Raw genomic sequence first — 17,349 nt, 5'->3', positions numbered from 1 at the left:
GCACCAACCAATTTGTAATTAAAAGATTCGTAATTTGTAATTAATTCCCGTTCTTTATGGAATTGGTACTTTCTTTGCATCAAAAGAAAACAAAAGGAACAATCACATTAAAAATATACAATGAAAATTCAACAACTCGTTATTCTATTTTCAATTCTTATGACATTTAATTCTTACTGTCAAGAAGATAATCGACTACAAAAAGTGGATAGTTTAATGGAAATAAGACAACCCAATGCAGCTCAAGCAGAATTGTGGAGTGTAATTGAGAAAGCTAAAATTGAGAAAGATCATCTAACGCTTATAAAATCCTACCCTTATTTTCAGGGGATGGTTTATCAATTAGAAAAGGAAGAGCGAGCAGCACTTTATTTCGAAATACTCGAAAGTACAGAGCACCTCCCAGCGCCTTCAAATTCAATTGCAAAATTGCAAATGGTTCAGCAGTTGGCTTTCAATAATCATCAGTGGATGAGTTATGGCTATTTGAAAATCTATGATTCTTTGAATTTAAGTGAAGATACTGTTCGACATCATTTCGTTCTAGAAAATATTCAAGAATTGGAATCTGAATTAGGTGATTTAAATAAATACGATTTCAAACCATTTCAAGAAGTTTTATTAAAAGAAAATGACAGTCTTTTTATCTTAAATTCAATTGCTGATTATGTTGGCTACCAGTTAATCAATTTATATGAATCTTCAATTATACAAAATGGAGGGACTTTAAAGAAAGCGAGTTCGGATAAAAATGAATGGTATGCAAAATCAACTGATTTTATAGAACTAGATTTTTCGAAAAATGATTTAACAGGAAGAATTTTAAACCTTTTTCAAACCATTGAAAAGAACAACTCAAACAATCCTGATTATTTGAGTACCGCCGTTCACCAGAGATTACATTATTTAAAAAAGACCTTTAATAATGAAGAAGCCGTTAACCGAGCTTGGAAAGAACAATTTGAATATTTTAAATCGACTTCAGCTCGATCAAAATTCCTTTTTGAAATCGCGAGAAATGAATACAAGAAAGGAAAAGGGTATCATTTTGAATTTCAGCCAGAAGTTGAAGGATTTATTAAAGAAGCGCATGATGATTTAACAGCAGAGCTTAAACAATTTCCTAAAAACGACTTTAAGAACGAAATAAAATCATTGATATCAATAATTGAAAATAAAGAAATCAGGATTTCATCACCAAACGTATACGGGCCAAACAAAAAGATTCCATTTTTTCTTGAACATAGAAATTATTCTAATCAAGTGATACGCATTTATAAGTTAGAAGATTTTAATCCTTTAATAAATAGTAACCTGAGAAGTTATGCTTTAGAGAATAAACTGAAATTGGTAAGAACACTAAAGTTAGATTTAAAAAACAAAAACCTATTTCAAGAAAGAAGTACTGAATTGTTACTTGACGAAATTTCAACGCCTGGACAATATTTTATTTTAGCTACAGATGGTGAAAAGTCACTAAGTGAACTAGCAGCTGATACTAAAAATTGGAATGCAGAAAAGATTTTCCATACGCAATTGACAATCTCAGAAATGAGTGTGAAATCAACTTCTTCAAATAATGAATACACTGTTTTAGTTGTCGATGAAAAAACAGGTGAACCGATCGAAAACGCTGAGGTGACATTGTATTATTCAGATTATAGAAGAAATAGGGATTACATAGAGTTAAAAAGTGGGAAAACAGATGAAAACGGACTTTTTATTCATTCAACAGGCGATAATAATCGGATTTCTTACACTGTAGAATACAAGAATTCTATGCTTTTTGGAGATGATTATGTGAGATATTCAAATGAAGAAAGAGAAATAAGTCGTGTTGAACTTTATACAGATCGTTCAATTTATCGTCCTGGACAAACTGTTTATTTTAAAGGAATTGTATATAAAGGAAAAGACAATGAATTTGAAGTTGTTGCAAATCAAAAGATTGAAATAGTTTTGAAGGATGCGTCTTATCAAGAAGTTGCGCGATCTAAGTTTACAAGTAATGAATTTGGAAGTATTGATGGTAGTTTTCAATTACCAAAATCATCCTCTTTAGGGAACTTTAGTTTAACAGGAGTAGGTAAAGCAGAGTTTAATCACTCTTACTTGAGGTTTTCCGTCGAGGAATATAAACGTCCAACTTTTGAAGTGAAACTAAATCAACCCAAAGAAGAAGCTAAATTAAATGATACGGTTTCAATTACTGGAAATGCGAAAGCTTATGCTGGATATGGAATTTCAGATGCCCAATTGACTTACACGATTTATAGAAAATGGAATCGCTATTGGAGATTTTATAATGCTCCTTCGTCTGGTGATTTGTTGAAAGAAGATACAGTGAAAACAGATCAAAAAGGTGAATTTACAATAGGCTTTTTTGCTGAGGTAGATCCAAATGCTGTTGAAAACGCTTATTACACTTATGAAGTTAGAGTAAAAGTAACTGATATTTCAGGTGAAACACATGAAGAAACTTTGTCGGTGAATTTAAGTAAAGTTGGTTTGTCAATTCAAGTAAACGCGCCAAGTAAATTCTTCACCCATGATTCTGAATTCGCAGTAATTGATGTAGTCAGTTTATCAGGTGAAAAACAAAAAGGATATTCCGGAAAGGTAGAGGTTTATAAAGAAGTTTATGACTCAGAATTTCTAAATCGAATTTGGAGAAATGCAGAAGATTCTAGAATTGATCAAGAAGAATTTTCGGTTTTATTTCCAAATATGCAATGGAATTCATCTGTTGGTCATTCACAAAAGGATGAATTAATAAAAACCATTGATTTTAAATCTGGAGATTCATTAGAAATTAATGACTGGATCAATAACGAACAAGGAAATTATGTGTTGAAGTTCCATGCTTTAACCAAAGAAGGAGATACGATAAAAGCGGAGCATAACTTAGAGGTGATAGATGTGAAATCAAAAGAAATACCAAATCAATTTGCTTTGTGGAGTTTTACTTCGGCTGAAGAAGTAAAAGTTGGAAATGATGTTGATTTTCAAGTAGGATCTTCATTTGAAGATGCAAAAGCTTTAGTTTCATTCTACAGAAAAGATGAATTAGTGAGCAGAGAATGGGTGGATTTGAAAAACAGATTCTCGAAATGTTATACCGTTCAAGAAGAAGATAGAGGAGTATTGACATATGATGTGGTGCTTTTCCATAATGGTGTTTTCTACAAAGAAACGCAAACTATTCAAGTTCCATTCAGCAACAAAGAATTGAAAATTAAAACTTCAACTTTCAGAGATTTATTAGAACCAGGACAAAAAGAACAATGGAGTTTTACCATTCAAGACGAAAATCAAGAATTCGTAAAAGCAGAATTAGCAGCCACTTTATATGATGCTTCCTTGGATCAGTTTAGAGGACATTCGTGGAGTTTGTTTCCTTATTATGGGAGAGGTCATTATGTTAGTTGGTCGTATGATTGGGATAGACAAATTTTAAATAATGGTTCATACGGGTTGGACTGGAGGCTTCGATCATTATTGAATCAAGATAATTTGAGGTATAGGTATGTACAAACGTCTAGTTCTTATGGAATAGTAAATTATCCAGAAATGGAATTGTCTGAAGTACAAATGATGCGGGGTGATGGTGGGGAACCTAAAAGAAATGCAAATTCTGTTGCTTCTACAATGTCTGGAAGTGGTCAAGCATATGGAGCTGATAGTATTTCGTCCGGAGAAGTATATTACCCTTCAAAAAAAGTGGAAGCTCCCCAAAAACAAGTAGCTCCAAGATCAAATTTCAACGAAACAGCTTTTTTCTATCCAACGATTTATTCAAATGATTCTAATAAATATGTATTGAATTTCACATTACCAGAATCATTAACGAAATGGAAATTATTGATGTTGGGTCACAACCAAGAAATGCAAGTTGGAACATTTCAAAAGGAAATCATCGCTCAAAAAGAGTTGATGGTTACAGCAAATGCTCCACGTTTTGTAAGACAAGGTGATGCCATTGATTTTGCTGCGAAAGTAGTGAATTTAACCAAAGAAGAACAAACGGTAGAAGTGATGTTAATGCTAGAAAATCCGATAAATCAAGAAAGATTGAATTTAATTGGTCGTCAACCCATGAGTAAAATGGTAACAATTGCAGCTGGAGCGTCTGAAGAAGTGGTTTGGAATATGAATATTGGAAATCAAGAGGTGATTCAATATACAATTACCGCTTCAAATGAAAGTTTTAGTGATGGAGAGAAAAATATTATTCCAGTTTTGAGTAATCGTGTTTTGATTACAGAAACGGATCATGTTTTATTGAGAAAACCAGGTAAAACGACTCATGATTTTGATGCATTCAAAAATCAGAATTCTTCAACTTTAGATAACAAATCTTATACGATTGAATACACTGACAATTTAGCTTGGAGCGCTGTGATGGCTTTACCGAATTTAAGTAAGCAGAATGACCAAAGTGTGACTTCACTTGTGAATAGCTATTATGCAAACGCGATAGCAGCTGATATTGTTAGTAGTAATCCGCAAATTCAAACGATTTTTAATCAATGGAAATCTAAAACACCTGATGCTTTATTATCGGAATTGGAGAAAAATGAAGAATTGAAAACGATTCTTTTGAAAGAAACGCCATGGGTAATGGATGCTAAAAATGAAACGGAACAACGCAGAAGAATTGCTCAATTGTTTGAGTTGAATCAATTGGTGGACAATCAACAAAATATTTTGAATGAAATCAAGAAAAATCAAAATACCGATGGAGGATTTGGTTGGTTTGGAGGTGGAAAATCGAATGCATACATTACGCAAAACGTGCTGACTCGATTTGGGCACTTGGATCGTTTGGGAATTGAGATTTCTAATTCATCTCAATTAATTGAAAAAGCAGAAAGTTTCTTGGCGAATTATCATGTGAAACGTTACAAAGAAGATATAAAGGATATGAAGAACTACACTTTGTCTTCGATGGATGTGTATTGGTTGTATTCAAGAACATTTTTTAATAACAGCAAATCAAAAGATATTGGTGAGGTGACTTCATACTTTAAAGATAAATTAAAGAAAGATTGGACACGTTTCGGACCTTTGGAACAAGCGATGATTGGAATTTATTTCAAAAGTGAAGACCTAAATAAAGAAGCGCAATTGGTTTATTCTTCATTAAAAGACAGAGCGAAGAAAAACACTAATCTTGGAATGTACTGGGTGGAGAATTCAGGTTATTACTGGTATCAAAACAACATAGCAAGTCAAGCGATGATTATTTCATTCTTTAAAAGCATGGATGCGCCGAAAGCAATGATGGACGACATGCGTTTGTGGTTAATTCTGAACAAAGAAGGGAACGCTTGGGAGACTGGAGTTTCGACTGCAGATGCTGTTTATGCAATTTTATCAACTGGAAGAGATTATTTGAGTCCTTCAAAACAACCAGTTATTAAGGTTGGAAATCAGAAATTGGTTTACACACCAACAACTCAAAAAGATGAGGTAGAAGTAGAGTGTACGCCAGGATTAGGTCAAGTGAAAAATAAATGGACAGGAGGAGAGATTTCTGCTAATCAAGGAACAGTTGAAATTGAAAGATTTTCAGAAAGTCCAGGCGTTTTGAATATGTATTGGCAGTATACGGATGAACTATCGAAAATCAAAAGCAGTCAAAACAAGTCGATGGAAATTCAAAAAACATACCGCCGAATTGTTGCAGGAGCAAAAGAGGAGAAAGGAATTATAGATTCAACATTTACTGTTGGAGATAAAATCGAAATTGAATTAATTGTGACAGTAGACCGAGATTTAGAATTCGTACACATCAAAGATTTACGTCCGGCAGGATTCGAGCCAACGATGTCTACTAGCGGATACAATTATGACGAAGGTTTGTATTATTACCAAAGTCCAAAAGATGTTTCGATGGAATATTTTGTAGACAACATGCCAAAAGGAACGTATAAATTTACCTATACAGTTTACGCAACGCATAGTGGAAATTTCAATAGTGGTGTGGCAGAGATTCAATGTCATTATGCTCCTAAGTTTTCGGGGAATAGTGGTACGGTTGAGGTTAGGATTGGAAGGTAGGGGGTGGAATAATTTTCCCAAAACGTAGAGGCGAACGGCCGTGCGCCTCTACGTTTTGGGAAAATCCTATCATTTATCCTTCAATCGATCATAATTCCAATTTTCAGGATTATATCTAATGTAGTATTTTATATTTTGATATTCTTGGTCATTTCTAATAACATGATCATGATAGTTAGGTTGAAAGAAATGGTTATTGCGATTATATTTTGGAATGTTTAATTGAAGTTCATCAATATAATCATCAATTTTCGTATTAACAGCAGATTTAAATCCTGCGATGAATGAAGAAATAGATTGTGGTAACCTTACTGGGCGATTTCTTTTGATTTTTAAATCTCGATATGCTTCATGATTTTGCTGATAATCTTCTCTTTTAGGCACTCTTTTAATTTTTAAATCGTTCCTTTTTTCAGATTGATCAATTTCAACTAATGCATGAATGTGATTAGGCATGACGATTTCTTCATGTTGAATTAATTCACTACGTATTTCGAATGATTTTTGAAATTCAGCTCTTACAATTTCACCAAATTCCGAAAGTACCATTTTATCATTTTTTACTTCACCTAGATTGCACACACGGTCTTGCGTTACAATTGTAAGAAAATAATACCCGTTCGCGGAATAATTCCAATTGAGTTTTCGATGTGAAGCGGTTCTGTACCTATTTTTAAATTTTTCTGACACCTTTTATTCTTTTCCATTATTGAATGATTACAAAACGGAAACCGTTAACCTTAATGTGTTGATTTTGATTTAAGTGGTTATGGATAGTTTTGTGAAAACAACCTTTGTTTATATTTAAGATAATAATATTTTTTTGAATGGTGTTTTTTTTTTGGCGGTTTTATTCTGACGATATTGATGGAAATCGTTTGAAAATGTTGTGAATTATAGGTGGTAAATACGCTTGTATTAATTGTTTTTTGTTTTGATTGGTTTGGTTGGGTTTTGTTTTGTTTTGTAGAGACGCACGGCCGTGCGTCTCTACAAAACAAAACAAAACAAATCGTCGCACAAATCAAAACGTCGAATAAAACAAACGGGCCTGCCCAAATAAACCGTTTACCCAATCAAAAGTCGTAAACCCAAAATGAAAACGCATAACACAATTTGAACCAAAATTTTATCATGTCGAAATAAACAAATTCAAACAAATTAAATTAAAGTTTAGTCTCGCCTAAAAATAAAACCTATATTTGCCAAAATATAAATTTATTGGCATGAAACATAATCTGCATTTACTAGTCTTAACCCTAATTTTTTCGCTCAGTTCAGGGCAGCTATTTTCGCAAACTACAATTATGGGAGTTGTGCAAAGTAAAGATGCTGAACGTTTAGCTTGGATTGACATCGTAGTTGATGGAATGAACAAAGGAGCGACCACAAATGCTGCTGGAGAATTTACGATTTCTGGATTACCTAATGGATCATATAATTTAATTGCAAGATCTACAGATTTTAAAAATGATACTGTAAAGGTTGATTTAAAATCAGATGATCCGGTAAGTGTTACATTTAATCTAACATCAATTACCACAAATTTTGATGAGGTTGTTGTGTCTGGAACGATGAGAAATGTTCGTAAATCGGATAGTCCAGTACCTATTGAAGTTTATTCAAAAGAATTCTTTAGGGCTAATCCCGTTGCTTCAATTTTTGAATCCTTAGCATTGGTTAATGGAGTAAAACCTACGATTAATTGTAGCGTTTGTAATACGGGAGATATTCATATCAATGGATTAGAAGGTCCTTATACAATGATTTTAATTGATGGAATGCCAATTGTCAGTGGTTTATCAACTGTTTATGGTTTGAACGGAATTCCTCAATCATTAATAGAACGCGTTGAAATAGTAAAAGGTCCTGCTTCAACTCTATATGGTTCGGAAGCGGTAGGTGGATTAATTAATGTAATCACGAAATCTCCAGATCAAGCGCCAAAACTTTCTGCAGAAGCTTTTGGAACATCGTGGGGAGAAATTAATACAGATTTAGGTTATAGTGCAAGTTTAGGAGATAAGGTTTCTACTTTAATCGGAGTAAACTACTTTAATTATAGTAATCCAATCGACAATAATAATGATGGATTTACTGATGTTACTTTACAAGATCGTTTCTCTATTTTCAATAAATGGAACTTTAAAAGAAAAGAGGGCCGCATTTTTAACATGGCTGCACGTTATGTTTATGAAGACAGATGGGGAGGAGAAATGGATTGGACTCCTGAATTTAGAGGTGGTGATTCAATTTACGCTGAAACAATATATACAAGTCGGTGGGAACTTTTCGGAAATTACCAATTGCCTATTAAAGAAAAGGTGATGTTTATGTTTAGTGCAAATGGACACGATCAAAATTCACGTTATGGAACTGATGTTTATGACGCTGTTCAAAATATTGGATTTGGTCAATTTACGTGGGATAAGAAAATAAATAGACATGATTTGATGCTTGGAGCTTCGATGCGCTATACTTATTATGATGATAATTCAGTAGCTACCGAAAAGATTGTAGATGGTGAGGTGATAACTGATCCTTCAGAAATTTATTTGCCAGGTATTTTTATTCAAGATGAATGGAAGTTTGCACCACAACAGACTTTATTAGTTGGTATGCGTTACGATTACAATTCTTTACACGGAAATATTTTTACTCCGCGAATGAATTACAAATGGACTTCAAAAAATAAAATGAATATTTTAAGATTAAGCGGAGGTTCAGGATACAGAGTTGCAAATGTCTTCACTGAAGAACATGCAGCTTTGACAGGTTCCCGAGATGTAGTTTTCTTGGCGGAATTAAATCCAGAGACTTCTTGGAATGGAAATATCAATTTTGTAAAGAAACTTAACTTTGATAATGGATTGTTTTTAAATTTTGACGCTTCTGTTTTCTATACTTACTTTGGGAATAAGATAATTCCAGATTATGATGTAGATCCAAATTTGATTGTATATGATAATTTAGACGGTTATGCAGAATCAAAGGGAATTTCATTGAATATGGATGTTAGATATAAAAACCTAACTGGTCGAATAGGAGGAACGCTAATGGATGTTTCGAGTGTTGAAAATGGTGAAAGAATTAGACAAGAATTCCAAGAGGAGTACACAATGACTTGGAATATCGGCTATGATTTTCCAAAAGCAGGTCTGAAAGTTGAATACACAGGATTGGTTTATGGTCCAATGAAATTGCCTTTAATTAGTGATTTAGATCCCCGTTTAGGAGAATCAAAAGCATTCAGTATTCAGAATATTCAACTGACAAAAGAATTTAAAAGTGGCTTAGAAATATTTGGAGGAGTGAAAAATCTTTTGAATTGGACACCAAACAAAGGAAATCCATTCATTATCGCGAGGGCCAACGATCCATTTGATGAAAATGTTCAATACGATTCCAACGGTGGGGTTTTAGCAACACCTGATAATCCTTATGCTTTGCAATTTGACGCTGATTATATTTATGGATCTAACCAAGGGATTCGAGGATTTGTTGGACTGCGATACACGATAAAGTAATAAAGGGTTACTCATTTAAATCTCATTATACCTTAAAATCGACTATGTAATGATGTAATTAATTAATTTAAAATGAGTCATATAGATAGAGTTCTGAGTTTGTATTGTACTAAGCTCATAATTTAAATAAGAATTCTAATGCAATCTGTTGTAAAGTAAAATGTAAGTTGATTCGGACGCGCTTTATGTTTTTTTGAAGGTGTAGCGTGCTGAAAGTCGCTAATAACGGCGTAAGCTCTGGAGCTTGCGGAAGAGATCACCGACATTATCGACTTTTAGGAGTAGAGACAAGAACCGCAGCGCAGCAAGCTCATGAAAACAATTGAAAATATAAAAGCTTGAATAAAAAATATCAGGCGCTAGATCTTTTTGTTTCTTTTTGGAGCAACCGACCGAAGGAAGCTCATGAATTCAAATAAAAATAGACAAGAATGAATAATGCGAAAAAGAAAAGAAGCTAATTCTTGCTGTAAGGCTTGTTAGAATGCTGTAATTAATGATTGAGCGAAGAAATGTTGGATTGATTCCAATACAACGATGAATAAATAGAAAAATGAAAAACTGGATTGCTTTACTTATCTTAATACCATTTTCTTTAATGGCACAACTGAATCATTATTCTGCAAACGATTTAGATAGTTTGCAATATGTTGAAGAACGTCCTGTGGTGTTTTTTATCAATACAGATTGGTGTTCGATATGCCTAGCGATGGAAAATAAGGTGTTGAAAAGTGAAGCAGTTTTAAAAGAGTTAAATGAGAATTATTATTTGATTATTCTAGATGCCGAAAGTAAAGAAGACATAGTTTACAAAGGGAAGCGTTATGTTTATGAAGCCACCGGAATTGATGAAGGAAAACATCAGTTGGCAATGGAGTTAGCCAAAAAAAATGAAACTATTAGTTTTCCAAGTACGGTAATTATGATTAGAAATAATGTGATTTACAAAAACAATAGTTTTATAAATAGAGAAGATTTTTTGGAGATGTTGAATTTGGTTGTTTCCTCAGAAGGCCTGAATTCAAATGGTTCTCAGGAGTGAACGAATTTCGGATGGCATTTTAAAAAAAAAAGCCCATCTTTAAAAGATAGGCTAATTTCAATATTGTAAACTAAAAGTCAAAATCTATTTCATCCCTAAAATCTCATCCACAGTGTTAAATGAAATCGCGTGATAATTTGGTCTCGCATCTTTATACACTTCTTTTGCCCAATCCAAAGTTTCTTCTGAATCAGCTAAAGTTGTATACAGAGGTTCTAAATATTTCCTTCTTCCTACTTGGACTAAAAAAGCCTTCATTTCTGGACGAATCTCCTTGTAATCGTTTTTAATTCCAAGTACAAACCATTCAGACATGATTTCTGAATTACCGCTATTTTTGAAATTCAATTGTTTATCAATCTCCATCATTTTTTCCTTCGAAAGTTCTCCGTCAAATGCTCTGATGAATGCCATCCACTCTTGTGTTGTTTTATCTTGCCTTTTTAAATCCTTAGGAAGAGGCTCTCCTGTTTTAAACTTATTGGCTAAATCTTGAACGATTGTTAATCTTTTTGACTCTATTTTAACGACGTTGTCAGGAATTCCAGCTCCATAAATCCACTCTTCTGTGTTGAAAGTAATGTCATTAGGTGTTAATAGATTTGAGTTTAAGTATTCAATGAAATCTTCTGTTGTTAAAGTTTTGAATTTGTATTCATTAAAATAAGCGTTGATAAATTCATCAAATTTTTCCTTTCCTACTTCTCGTTCTATTGTTTTTAGGAAAAAAGCACCTTTTACATAAGCAATATCAGTCATTCCATCATCAGGATTTCTATTATCTAGATCTAATTTCAGGTGAGTGTCCAGGTTTTCTCCTTTAGAATTCATGTCATCTATTGTGTTCTGTAATTCTTGGAATTCAATAATTGATAACATTTCTGCAACTTCATCCCCGTAAACTTCACGCATTATTCTGTTTTCAAAATAAACTGTGAATCCCTCATTCAGCCAAAAGTCATCCCACGATGCGTTGGTTACTAAATTTCCAGACCATGAATGCGCTAATTCGTGAGCAACTGTACTCACTAAACTTCCATCACCAGCAATTAAAGTTGGCGTAAGGAAAGTTAATCTTGGGTTTTCCATTCCTCCAAACGGGAATGAATACGGCAGTACAAGAACATCGTAGACATCCCATGAATATTTTCCATAAAGTCCTTCTGCTGCATCAATCATTTTTGGAATATCCTTAAATTCTTTTTCCGCAGCATCAATCATGTGAGGTTCTGCATAAACTCCGCTGTTCTCGCTTAACCTTCTGTATTCTAATTCTCCAACTGTCAATGCCAGTAAATAACATGGAATAGGTTGCTCCATTTCGAATTGATAAACTCCAGATTCATTTAATTCTGTCGGATTAGTTGCACTCATTAATGGTAACATTCCTTCTGGGGCTTCAACGGTTGCAGAATAGGTGATTCTATTTTCCGGAGTGTCTTGAATAGGAATCCAAGTTCTTGTTAAAATCGCCTGACCTTGTGTGTATAAAAATGGGTGTTTTCCGCTTCCGGTTAATTCAGGAGATAACCAACCTAATGCTTCCGAATCAGGAGAAGTGGAGTAATAAATATTAATAAGTGAATCGGTTTTACTTAAATCCACTGTTAAAGGAGCTCCTAATAAGGAGTCGTAATCTCCTATTTCAAAATTCGTTTGAATTTCATTATTTGATTTTCCTAGAGTTACTTTTTTGATATCAATATCCTTAATGTCAAAGTAAGCTTTTTCGAAACCTAAGTTTTTCATGTGGTGACGAGCAACACCGTCAATTACTCTATTGTCAACGTCTAATGACAACTCGAGGTTTAGACGAATAGTTTTGACCTCTTCCAATTTACTGTAACTGTGATTTATTACTTCGACTTTAGGAGTTTCGATTTCTACTTCATGGTTTTCTTTTTTTATTTCTGAGTTGCAAGAAAATAAGGCAAGTACAGCCATGACAGGAAAAAGCTTTTTAATCATATTTATTTAATTTTATAGTGTAAAATTAGAATAATTAATGAGTTTGATGAAAATTGGGTGTTTTTTTGATCAAAAGCAAGGATTTGATAAGCTTGAAGTTTCTGTAAAATTTAATGATCAAAAAATGTAACTGTTTTGATAAACATCTTCAAATTTTGTCCTTATATATCATCTGAAACACTAATTTTCGTTTTTGAAGCGAAAAACCTTGTACTTTAAACTTAAATTAACAGATTTTAGGTTGAGCTCAATAATTTTATTTATTTTCACCAACCAAAATACCAACGAAAAAAGTATGAGTTTAGATTCAAGTGTTAAAAAAGAGTTTATGGGACACCCGATGGGGTTGTTCATTTTATTTTTTACTGAAATGTGGGAACGCTTTTCCTACTATGGAATGCGTGGAATTCTTACCTTATATATAGCAGCTTCTGCAACAGCTGCAGATCCAGGTTTGGGATGGAGCAGTAAAGATGCAATCTGGTTGTATGGATGGTACACAATGTTTGTTTATGTAGCTTCAATTCCTGGTGGATGGATTGCCGATAAGTTCTTAGGTCAAAAAAGAACGGTGATGTATGGAGGAATTCTTTTATGTATTGGACATGGAGTACTCGCTATTCCTCAAGATTGGGCATTTTTTACAGGTTTAGCACTAATTATTTTAGGAGTAGGTGGTTTAAAACCTAATATTTCAACAATGGTTGGTGGTCTTTACGAAGAAGGAGACATCAGAAGAGATAGTGGATTTACAATTTTTTATATTGGAATTAATATTGGTGCTTTCTTGGCGAGTATAACAGTTGGATTGATAGCATATTACTATGGCTGGCATTATGGTTTCGGTTTAGCTGGTATTGGTATGTTATTAGGTCAAGCAGTTTATATTTGGGGACAAAAATACTTAGTAGGTGTAGGTGAATTTAGTGGTGGTAGCAAAGTTAGTGCAGCTGAAAAGGAAGCAGCAAAACGTCCATTATCTAAAATTGAAAAAGACAGAATCATTGTTCTTTTAATATCCTTCCTAATTGTAATTGTTTTCTGGGGAGCTTTCGAGCAAGCTGGAGGATTAATGAACTTATATACGGACATGAAAATTGATAGAAATATCGGTTTAAGTTGGATGCAAGAAATTCCAGCTGCTGTTTTTCAATCATTAAATGCAGGATATATAATCATTTTTGGAACAGTAATCGGAGGATTCTGGGTATGGTGGAAGAAAAAAGGACGTGAATCGTCATCTCTTTTCAAAATGGCTGTAGGTACAATCATTATGGGACTTGGATATGTGTTTATGATGTTTGCATCTAAAGAAGCAAGTTCAGAAACTTTCGGTAAAGCAGCAATGTTCTGGATTTTCTTAGCATATTTATTTCATACAATTGGAGAACTTTCAACCTCACCAGTTTCGCTTTCATTCATTACTAAATTAGCTCCTTTAAAATATGCATCTATCATGATGGGAATTTATTTCGCTGCAACAGGTTTTGGGAATAAATTAGCTGGAAGTATTGGTGAATCTTCTCAATTAACCCCTTATGCAGGTGAAGTTGTTTATGAAAAGGAGCAGTTGATTCCTTTCATGGAGATGGATACGATGAAAGTTAAAAATCAGGAAAATAAAGTTGTTGAGGTAATTGATTTTCCAATTAATGAAGACAAGAATTTTGAAATTAAAAGTAATGTTTTCTTGGATGGAGATGTGATTCAATTTACTGAATTTGAAGGTACAAGAGAATTGAATTCTATTTTTGAATTAAATGAAAAGAGAAAAGAAGAATTAAAGAGTGTTTTGGCCGATAATGATGCAACCGAAGGGAACCCTTATCACGCGAGACTTGTTTTTGAAAAAGATTCTGATTTCGCTAAAGAAATAGAGAATAAAGGCGATGGTAAGAATTATGGTGTCTCCTTTGTTTTAGAAGAAGAACAGAACGAGCAAGAATATAACACTTTCATGTGGCTTACTATTTTTACCGTTAGTTTCGGTTTGTTGTTAATACTTTTAATCAAGAGGTTGAAGAAGTTAACACATGGTGCTGAAGATAAAGAGGTAGAAAAGCTTGAACAAGAGGGTTACGAAATAGCCGACACTGATATTAACAATTAATTCCAAATTACAATTATGGCAGAAGCAGTTGATAGATCTCAACATGATGAGTTCTTTAAAAGTAAAGTTTTAGGTCACCCAGCAGGGTTGTTCGTTCTTTTCTTTACAGAAATGTGGGAACGATTCTCTTTCTACGGAATGAGAGTCTTGTTAATTAACTTCCTTACCATGGCGGTTATTGGGAGTAATCCAGGTTGGGAATGGACGGCAGAGAATGCAGGTGCCCTTTTTGGTACTTATGCTGGTTTACTTTACCTAACGCCAATTTTAGGTGGTGTTATTGCTGATAAATTCACCGGTTATCGTGTCGCAGTTCTTATTGGTTGTGTGATCATGACCCTAGGACATGCCTCAATGGCATTAGAAACCGAATTCTCATTGTATATGGGACTTGCACTTCTAGTACTGGGAACAGGTTTCTTTAAACCAAATATTACATCCATTATTTCCGAAATGTATACCTATTTGCCCGAAAAGAAAGATGGGGCTTATACAATTTTCTATATGGGAGTTAATGCTGGTGCATTTTTCGGAATGATGCTTTGTGGTTACCTAGCAGAACGTGTTGGCTGGTCTTGGGGATTCGGTTTAGCGGGTGTGTTTATGTTATTCGGTACAATTCAATTCTTGCTGGCGAAACCGTTGTTTGGTAAAATAGGAGGTAAGCCTATTCGTCAAACGAAAGAAGAAAAAGCTATTGAGGTAAAAGACTACAAAGAGAATAAATTCACAATGATTGATAAAATATTAATTGTTGTTACTGCTATAATCGGTCTATTATACTTAATTAATGATCCAGTTTCAAAAATTGGAGGGGTTAATCTATTGCCTGAGGAATTCCTTTTGTCAAGAGATACATTGTCTGGTGATTTAGTAATTATTATTGGAGGTGTTATTTTGTTTTTATACCTTATTATAACTCGAATTATCCGATATGAAAAGGTAGTGAGAGACAGAATGATAGCGGTAATTATATTCGCCTTCTTTACTGTATTGTTCTTTATTCCGTTTGAGCAAGCAGCTACTTCAATGGTGATCTTCGCTCGTGACTATACAGATCGTGTTCTTACAGGGAACTCTGCATTGATATTTAATATTGTCAATACATTACTGACTGTTATTCCATTAATGATTATTACTTGGGTGTTGTATCTATTGAATAAAAGATCTTTCAAAAAAATTCCAGGAAGTAATATCACACTTGCTTTGTGCTTTGCTCTTGTTTGGGGTGTAGTTGTTTGGATGTTGGTTCAAGATTTCTCAACTAAATCATACGATATAACGTATCAAGCGGTTGAAGTTGAAACAGAAGTTGACGGACAGGTGGTGAAAGAATTCGTTCCTGTTTCTGATGCTCGTCCTTTAGGTGAGGGTGAAGTTGCTAAAGATCAGGTTTTAAGTATTTCTTCGAGTAGCGATTTAAAGGTGGGTGAAACTGTGGCAGCTCATTTAGAGCTAGGAAAGTATCAATACTTGGATGGTCAAACTCAAAATCAACTTGCTATAAATTATTCTGAAAAAGGCTTGCCTTCAGAAATTGTTATCGGTGAAGTTACTGAAATTAAAGATAATGAAGTAGAAATCACTGTTTCTTGGTTTAGTATTTTGAATTCATTCTTTATTATTGCATTTGCTTCTTTCTTCTCTAAGTGGTGGGAAAGTAAGTACAACCCTTCTGCCGCAATGAAGTATGCATTGGGATTAATTTTAGTGGGAGTTGGGTTCGCTATTTTAGCTTATGGTTCTAGTTTCATTCCTGCAGGAGCAGAAGCTGGAATGGTTCGTGTGAGTATGGTTTGGCTAGTGCTGGCTTATTTATTCCATACTATTGGAGAACTCTGTTTATCTCCTGTTGGTCTTTCTTACGTAAGTAAATTGGTTCCAGCAAGAATGATAGCATTGATGTTTGGTATGTGGTACTTAGCTATTGCAATTGGAAATAAAACCGCAGCATCTTTAGGAGGGATGGTTGAGCAAATTCAAGAGGAATATAGTTTGTCTACTTTCTTTTTGATCTTTACGGCTATACCAGTGGTTGCTGGTATTCTTATTGCTGTGCTTAATCCTATATTGAAGAAATTAATGCATGGAGTAAAGTAATTTATATCTCATAAAAATAATTAAATTTATTATGCCGTTCCAATACTATGGAACGGCATTTTTTAAATCATAACAAATGGAAACAATTGAATTTAACTTGGAAGGAGAATACATTGAACTGATTCAACTTTTAAAAGCGCTAACTATAGCACAAACAGGTGGGCACGCAAAGATGATTGTTGAGGACGGTGTTGTTGTTCGAGATGGTGAGGTCGAAACGCGTAAAAGGGCTAAAATCCGAAAGGGTGATATTATTGAAATAGAAGGGCAGATAAGTGTAGTTGTTTTATGATGATGGTTATTGTCTGATATAATTGGATTGTACCAAGCTCTTGGTGTATGGTTATATCACCGGATTGAGTAATGCTTTATATGAATTGATCTAACAGTATTGACCTTTATTTCAGCCTTAATATAAGTGATTCTTGTATAATTGGATTGACCTAAATAAAATATTTTGAATTTAATACGTGGGTAATGACGTTGTTACGGAGTTTGTTAAAAAGAGATTAATAATACATTCAAAAAACCCTTGTTAA

Annotated in this window: 8 protein-coding genes; 6 read left to right on the top strand and 2 right to left on the bottom strand. The window is 33.8% G+C overall.

What is annotated here, in order from left to right; all coding sequences use genetic code 11:
* Positions 1 to 120: 120 nt before the first annotated feature.
* Positions 121 to 6,063, top strand: a complete 5,943-nt coding sequence (locus tag C6368_RS05990; protein ID WP_107038289.1) for an alpha-2-macroglobulin family protein — start codon at positions 121 to 123, stop codon at positions 6,061 to 6,063.
* 69 nt (positions 6,064 to 6,132) lie between these two features.
* On the opposite strand, the gene C6368_RS05985 is transcribed toward C6368_RS05990, so the two are convergent.
* Positions 6,133 to 6,753 carry a transposase gene (locus C6368_RS05985; RefSeq protein WP_107038288.1) on the bottom strand — a complete coding sequence of 207 codons (621 nt, stop codon included), beginning with the start codon at positions 6,751 to 6,753 and terminating at the stop codon, positions 6,133 to 6,135.
* Between the two features lie 536 nt (positions 6,754 to 7,289).
* Between C6368_RS05985 and C6368_RS05980 the strand changes: the two genes are divergently transcribed.
* Both C6368_RS05980 and C6368_RS05975 read left to right on the top strand, forming a co-directional pair.
* Positions 7,290 to 9,590: a TonB-dependent receptor gene (locus C6368_RS05980; RefSeq protein ID WP_107038287.1), complete on the top strand. Its 2,301-nt coding sequence runs from the start codon at positions 7,290 to 7,292 to the stop codon at positions 9,588 to 9,590.
* A 553-nt stretch (positions 9,591 to 10,143) separates the two neighbouring features.
* Positions 10,144 to 10,632 carry a thioredoxin family protein gene (locus C6368_RS05975; protein ID WP_107038286.1) on the top strand — a complete coding sequence of 163 codons (489 nt, stop codon included), beginning with the start codon at positions 10,144 to 10,146 and terminating at the stop codon, positions 10,630 to 10,632.
* An 84-nt stretch (positions 10,633 to 10,716) separates the two neighbouring features.
* Here C6368_RS05975 and C6368_RS05970 read toward each other — a convergent pair whose 3' ends face one another.
* On the bottom strand, positions 10,717 to 12,600 hold the full coding sequence (locus C6368_RS05970; protein WP_107038285.1) for a M1 family metallopeptidase: 1,884 nt from the start codon (positions 12,598 to 12,600) through the stop codon (positions 10,717 to 10,719).
* A gap of 295 nt (positions 12,601 to 12,895) precedes the next feature.
* Here C6368_RS05970 and C6368_RS05965 point away from each other — a divergent pair, with 295 nt between their 5' ends.
* The 3 genes from C6368_RS05965 (at position 12,896) to C6368_RS05955 (ending at position 17,102) form a co-directional block, all read left to right on the top strand.
* Positions 12,896 to 14,710 (top strand): peptide MFS transporter, encoded by a 1,815-nt coding sequence (locus C6368_RS05965; protein WP_107038284.1) that lies wholly within the window; start codon positions 12,896 to 12,898, stop codon positions 14,708 to 14,710.
* Between the two features lie 15 nt (positions 14,711 to 14,725).
* The gene (locus tag C6368_RS05960) at positions 14,726 to 16,810 is read left to right on the top strand and encodes a peptide MFS transporter (protein WP_107038283.1); all 2,085 of its coding nucleotides are present in this window, start codon (positions 14,726 to 14,728) and stop codon (positions 16,808 to 16,810) included.
* Between the two features lie 76 nt (positions 16,811 to 16,886).
* Positions 16,887 to 17,102: an RNA-binding S4 domain-containing protein gene (locus C6368_RS05955; protein ID WP_107038282.1), complete on the top strand. Its 216-nt coding sequence runs from the start codon at positions 16,887 to 16,889 to the stop codon at positions 17,100 to 17,102.
* Positions 17,103 to 17,349: the final 247 nt, after the last annotated feature.

The sequence above is a fragment of the Brumimicrobium mesophilum genome, assembly GCF_003025005.1.
In the GTDB taxonomy this organism is placed as follows: Bacteria; Bacteroidota; Bacteroidia; order Flavobacteriales_D; family Crocinitomicaceae; genus Brumimicrobium; species Brumimicrobium mesophilum.
This window is presented reverse-complemented; position numbering and strand designations above follow the sequence as displayed.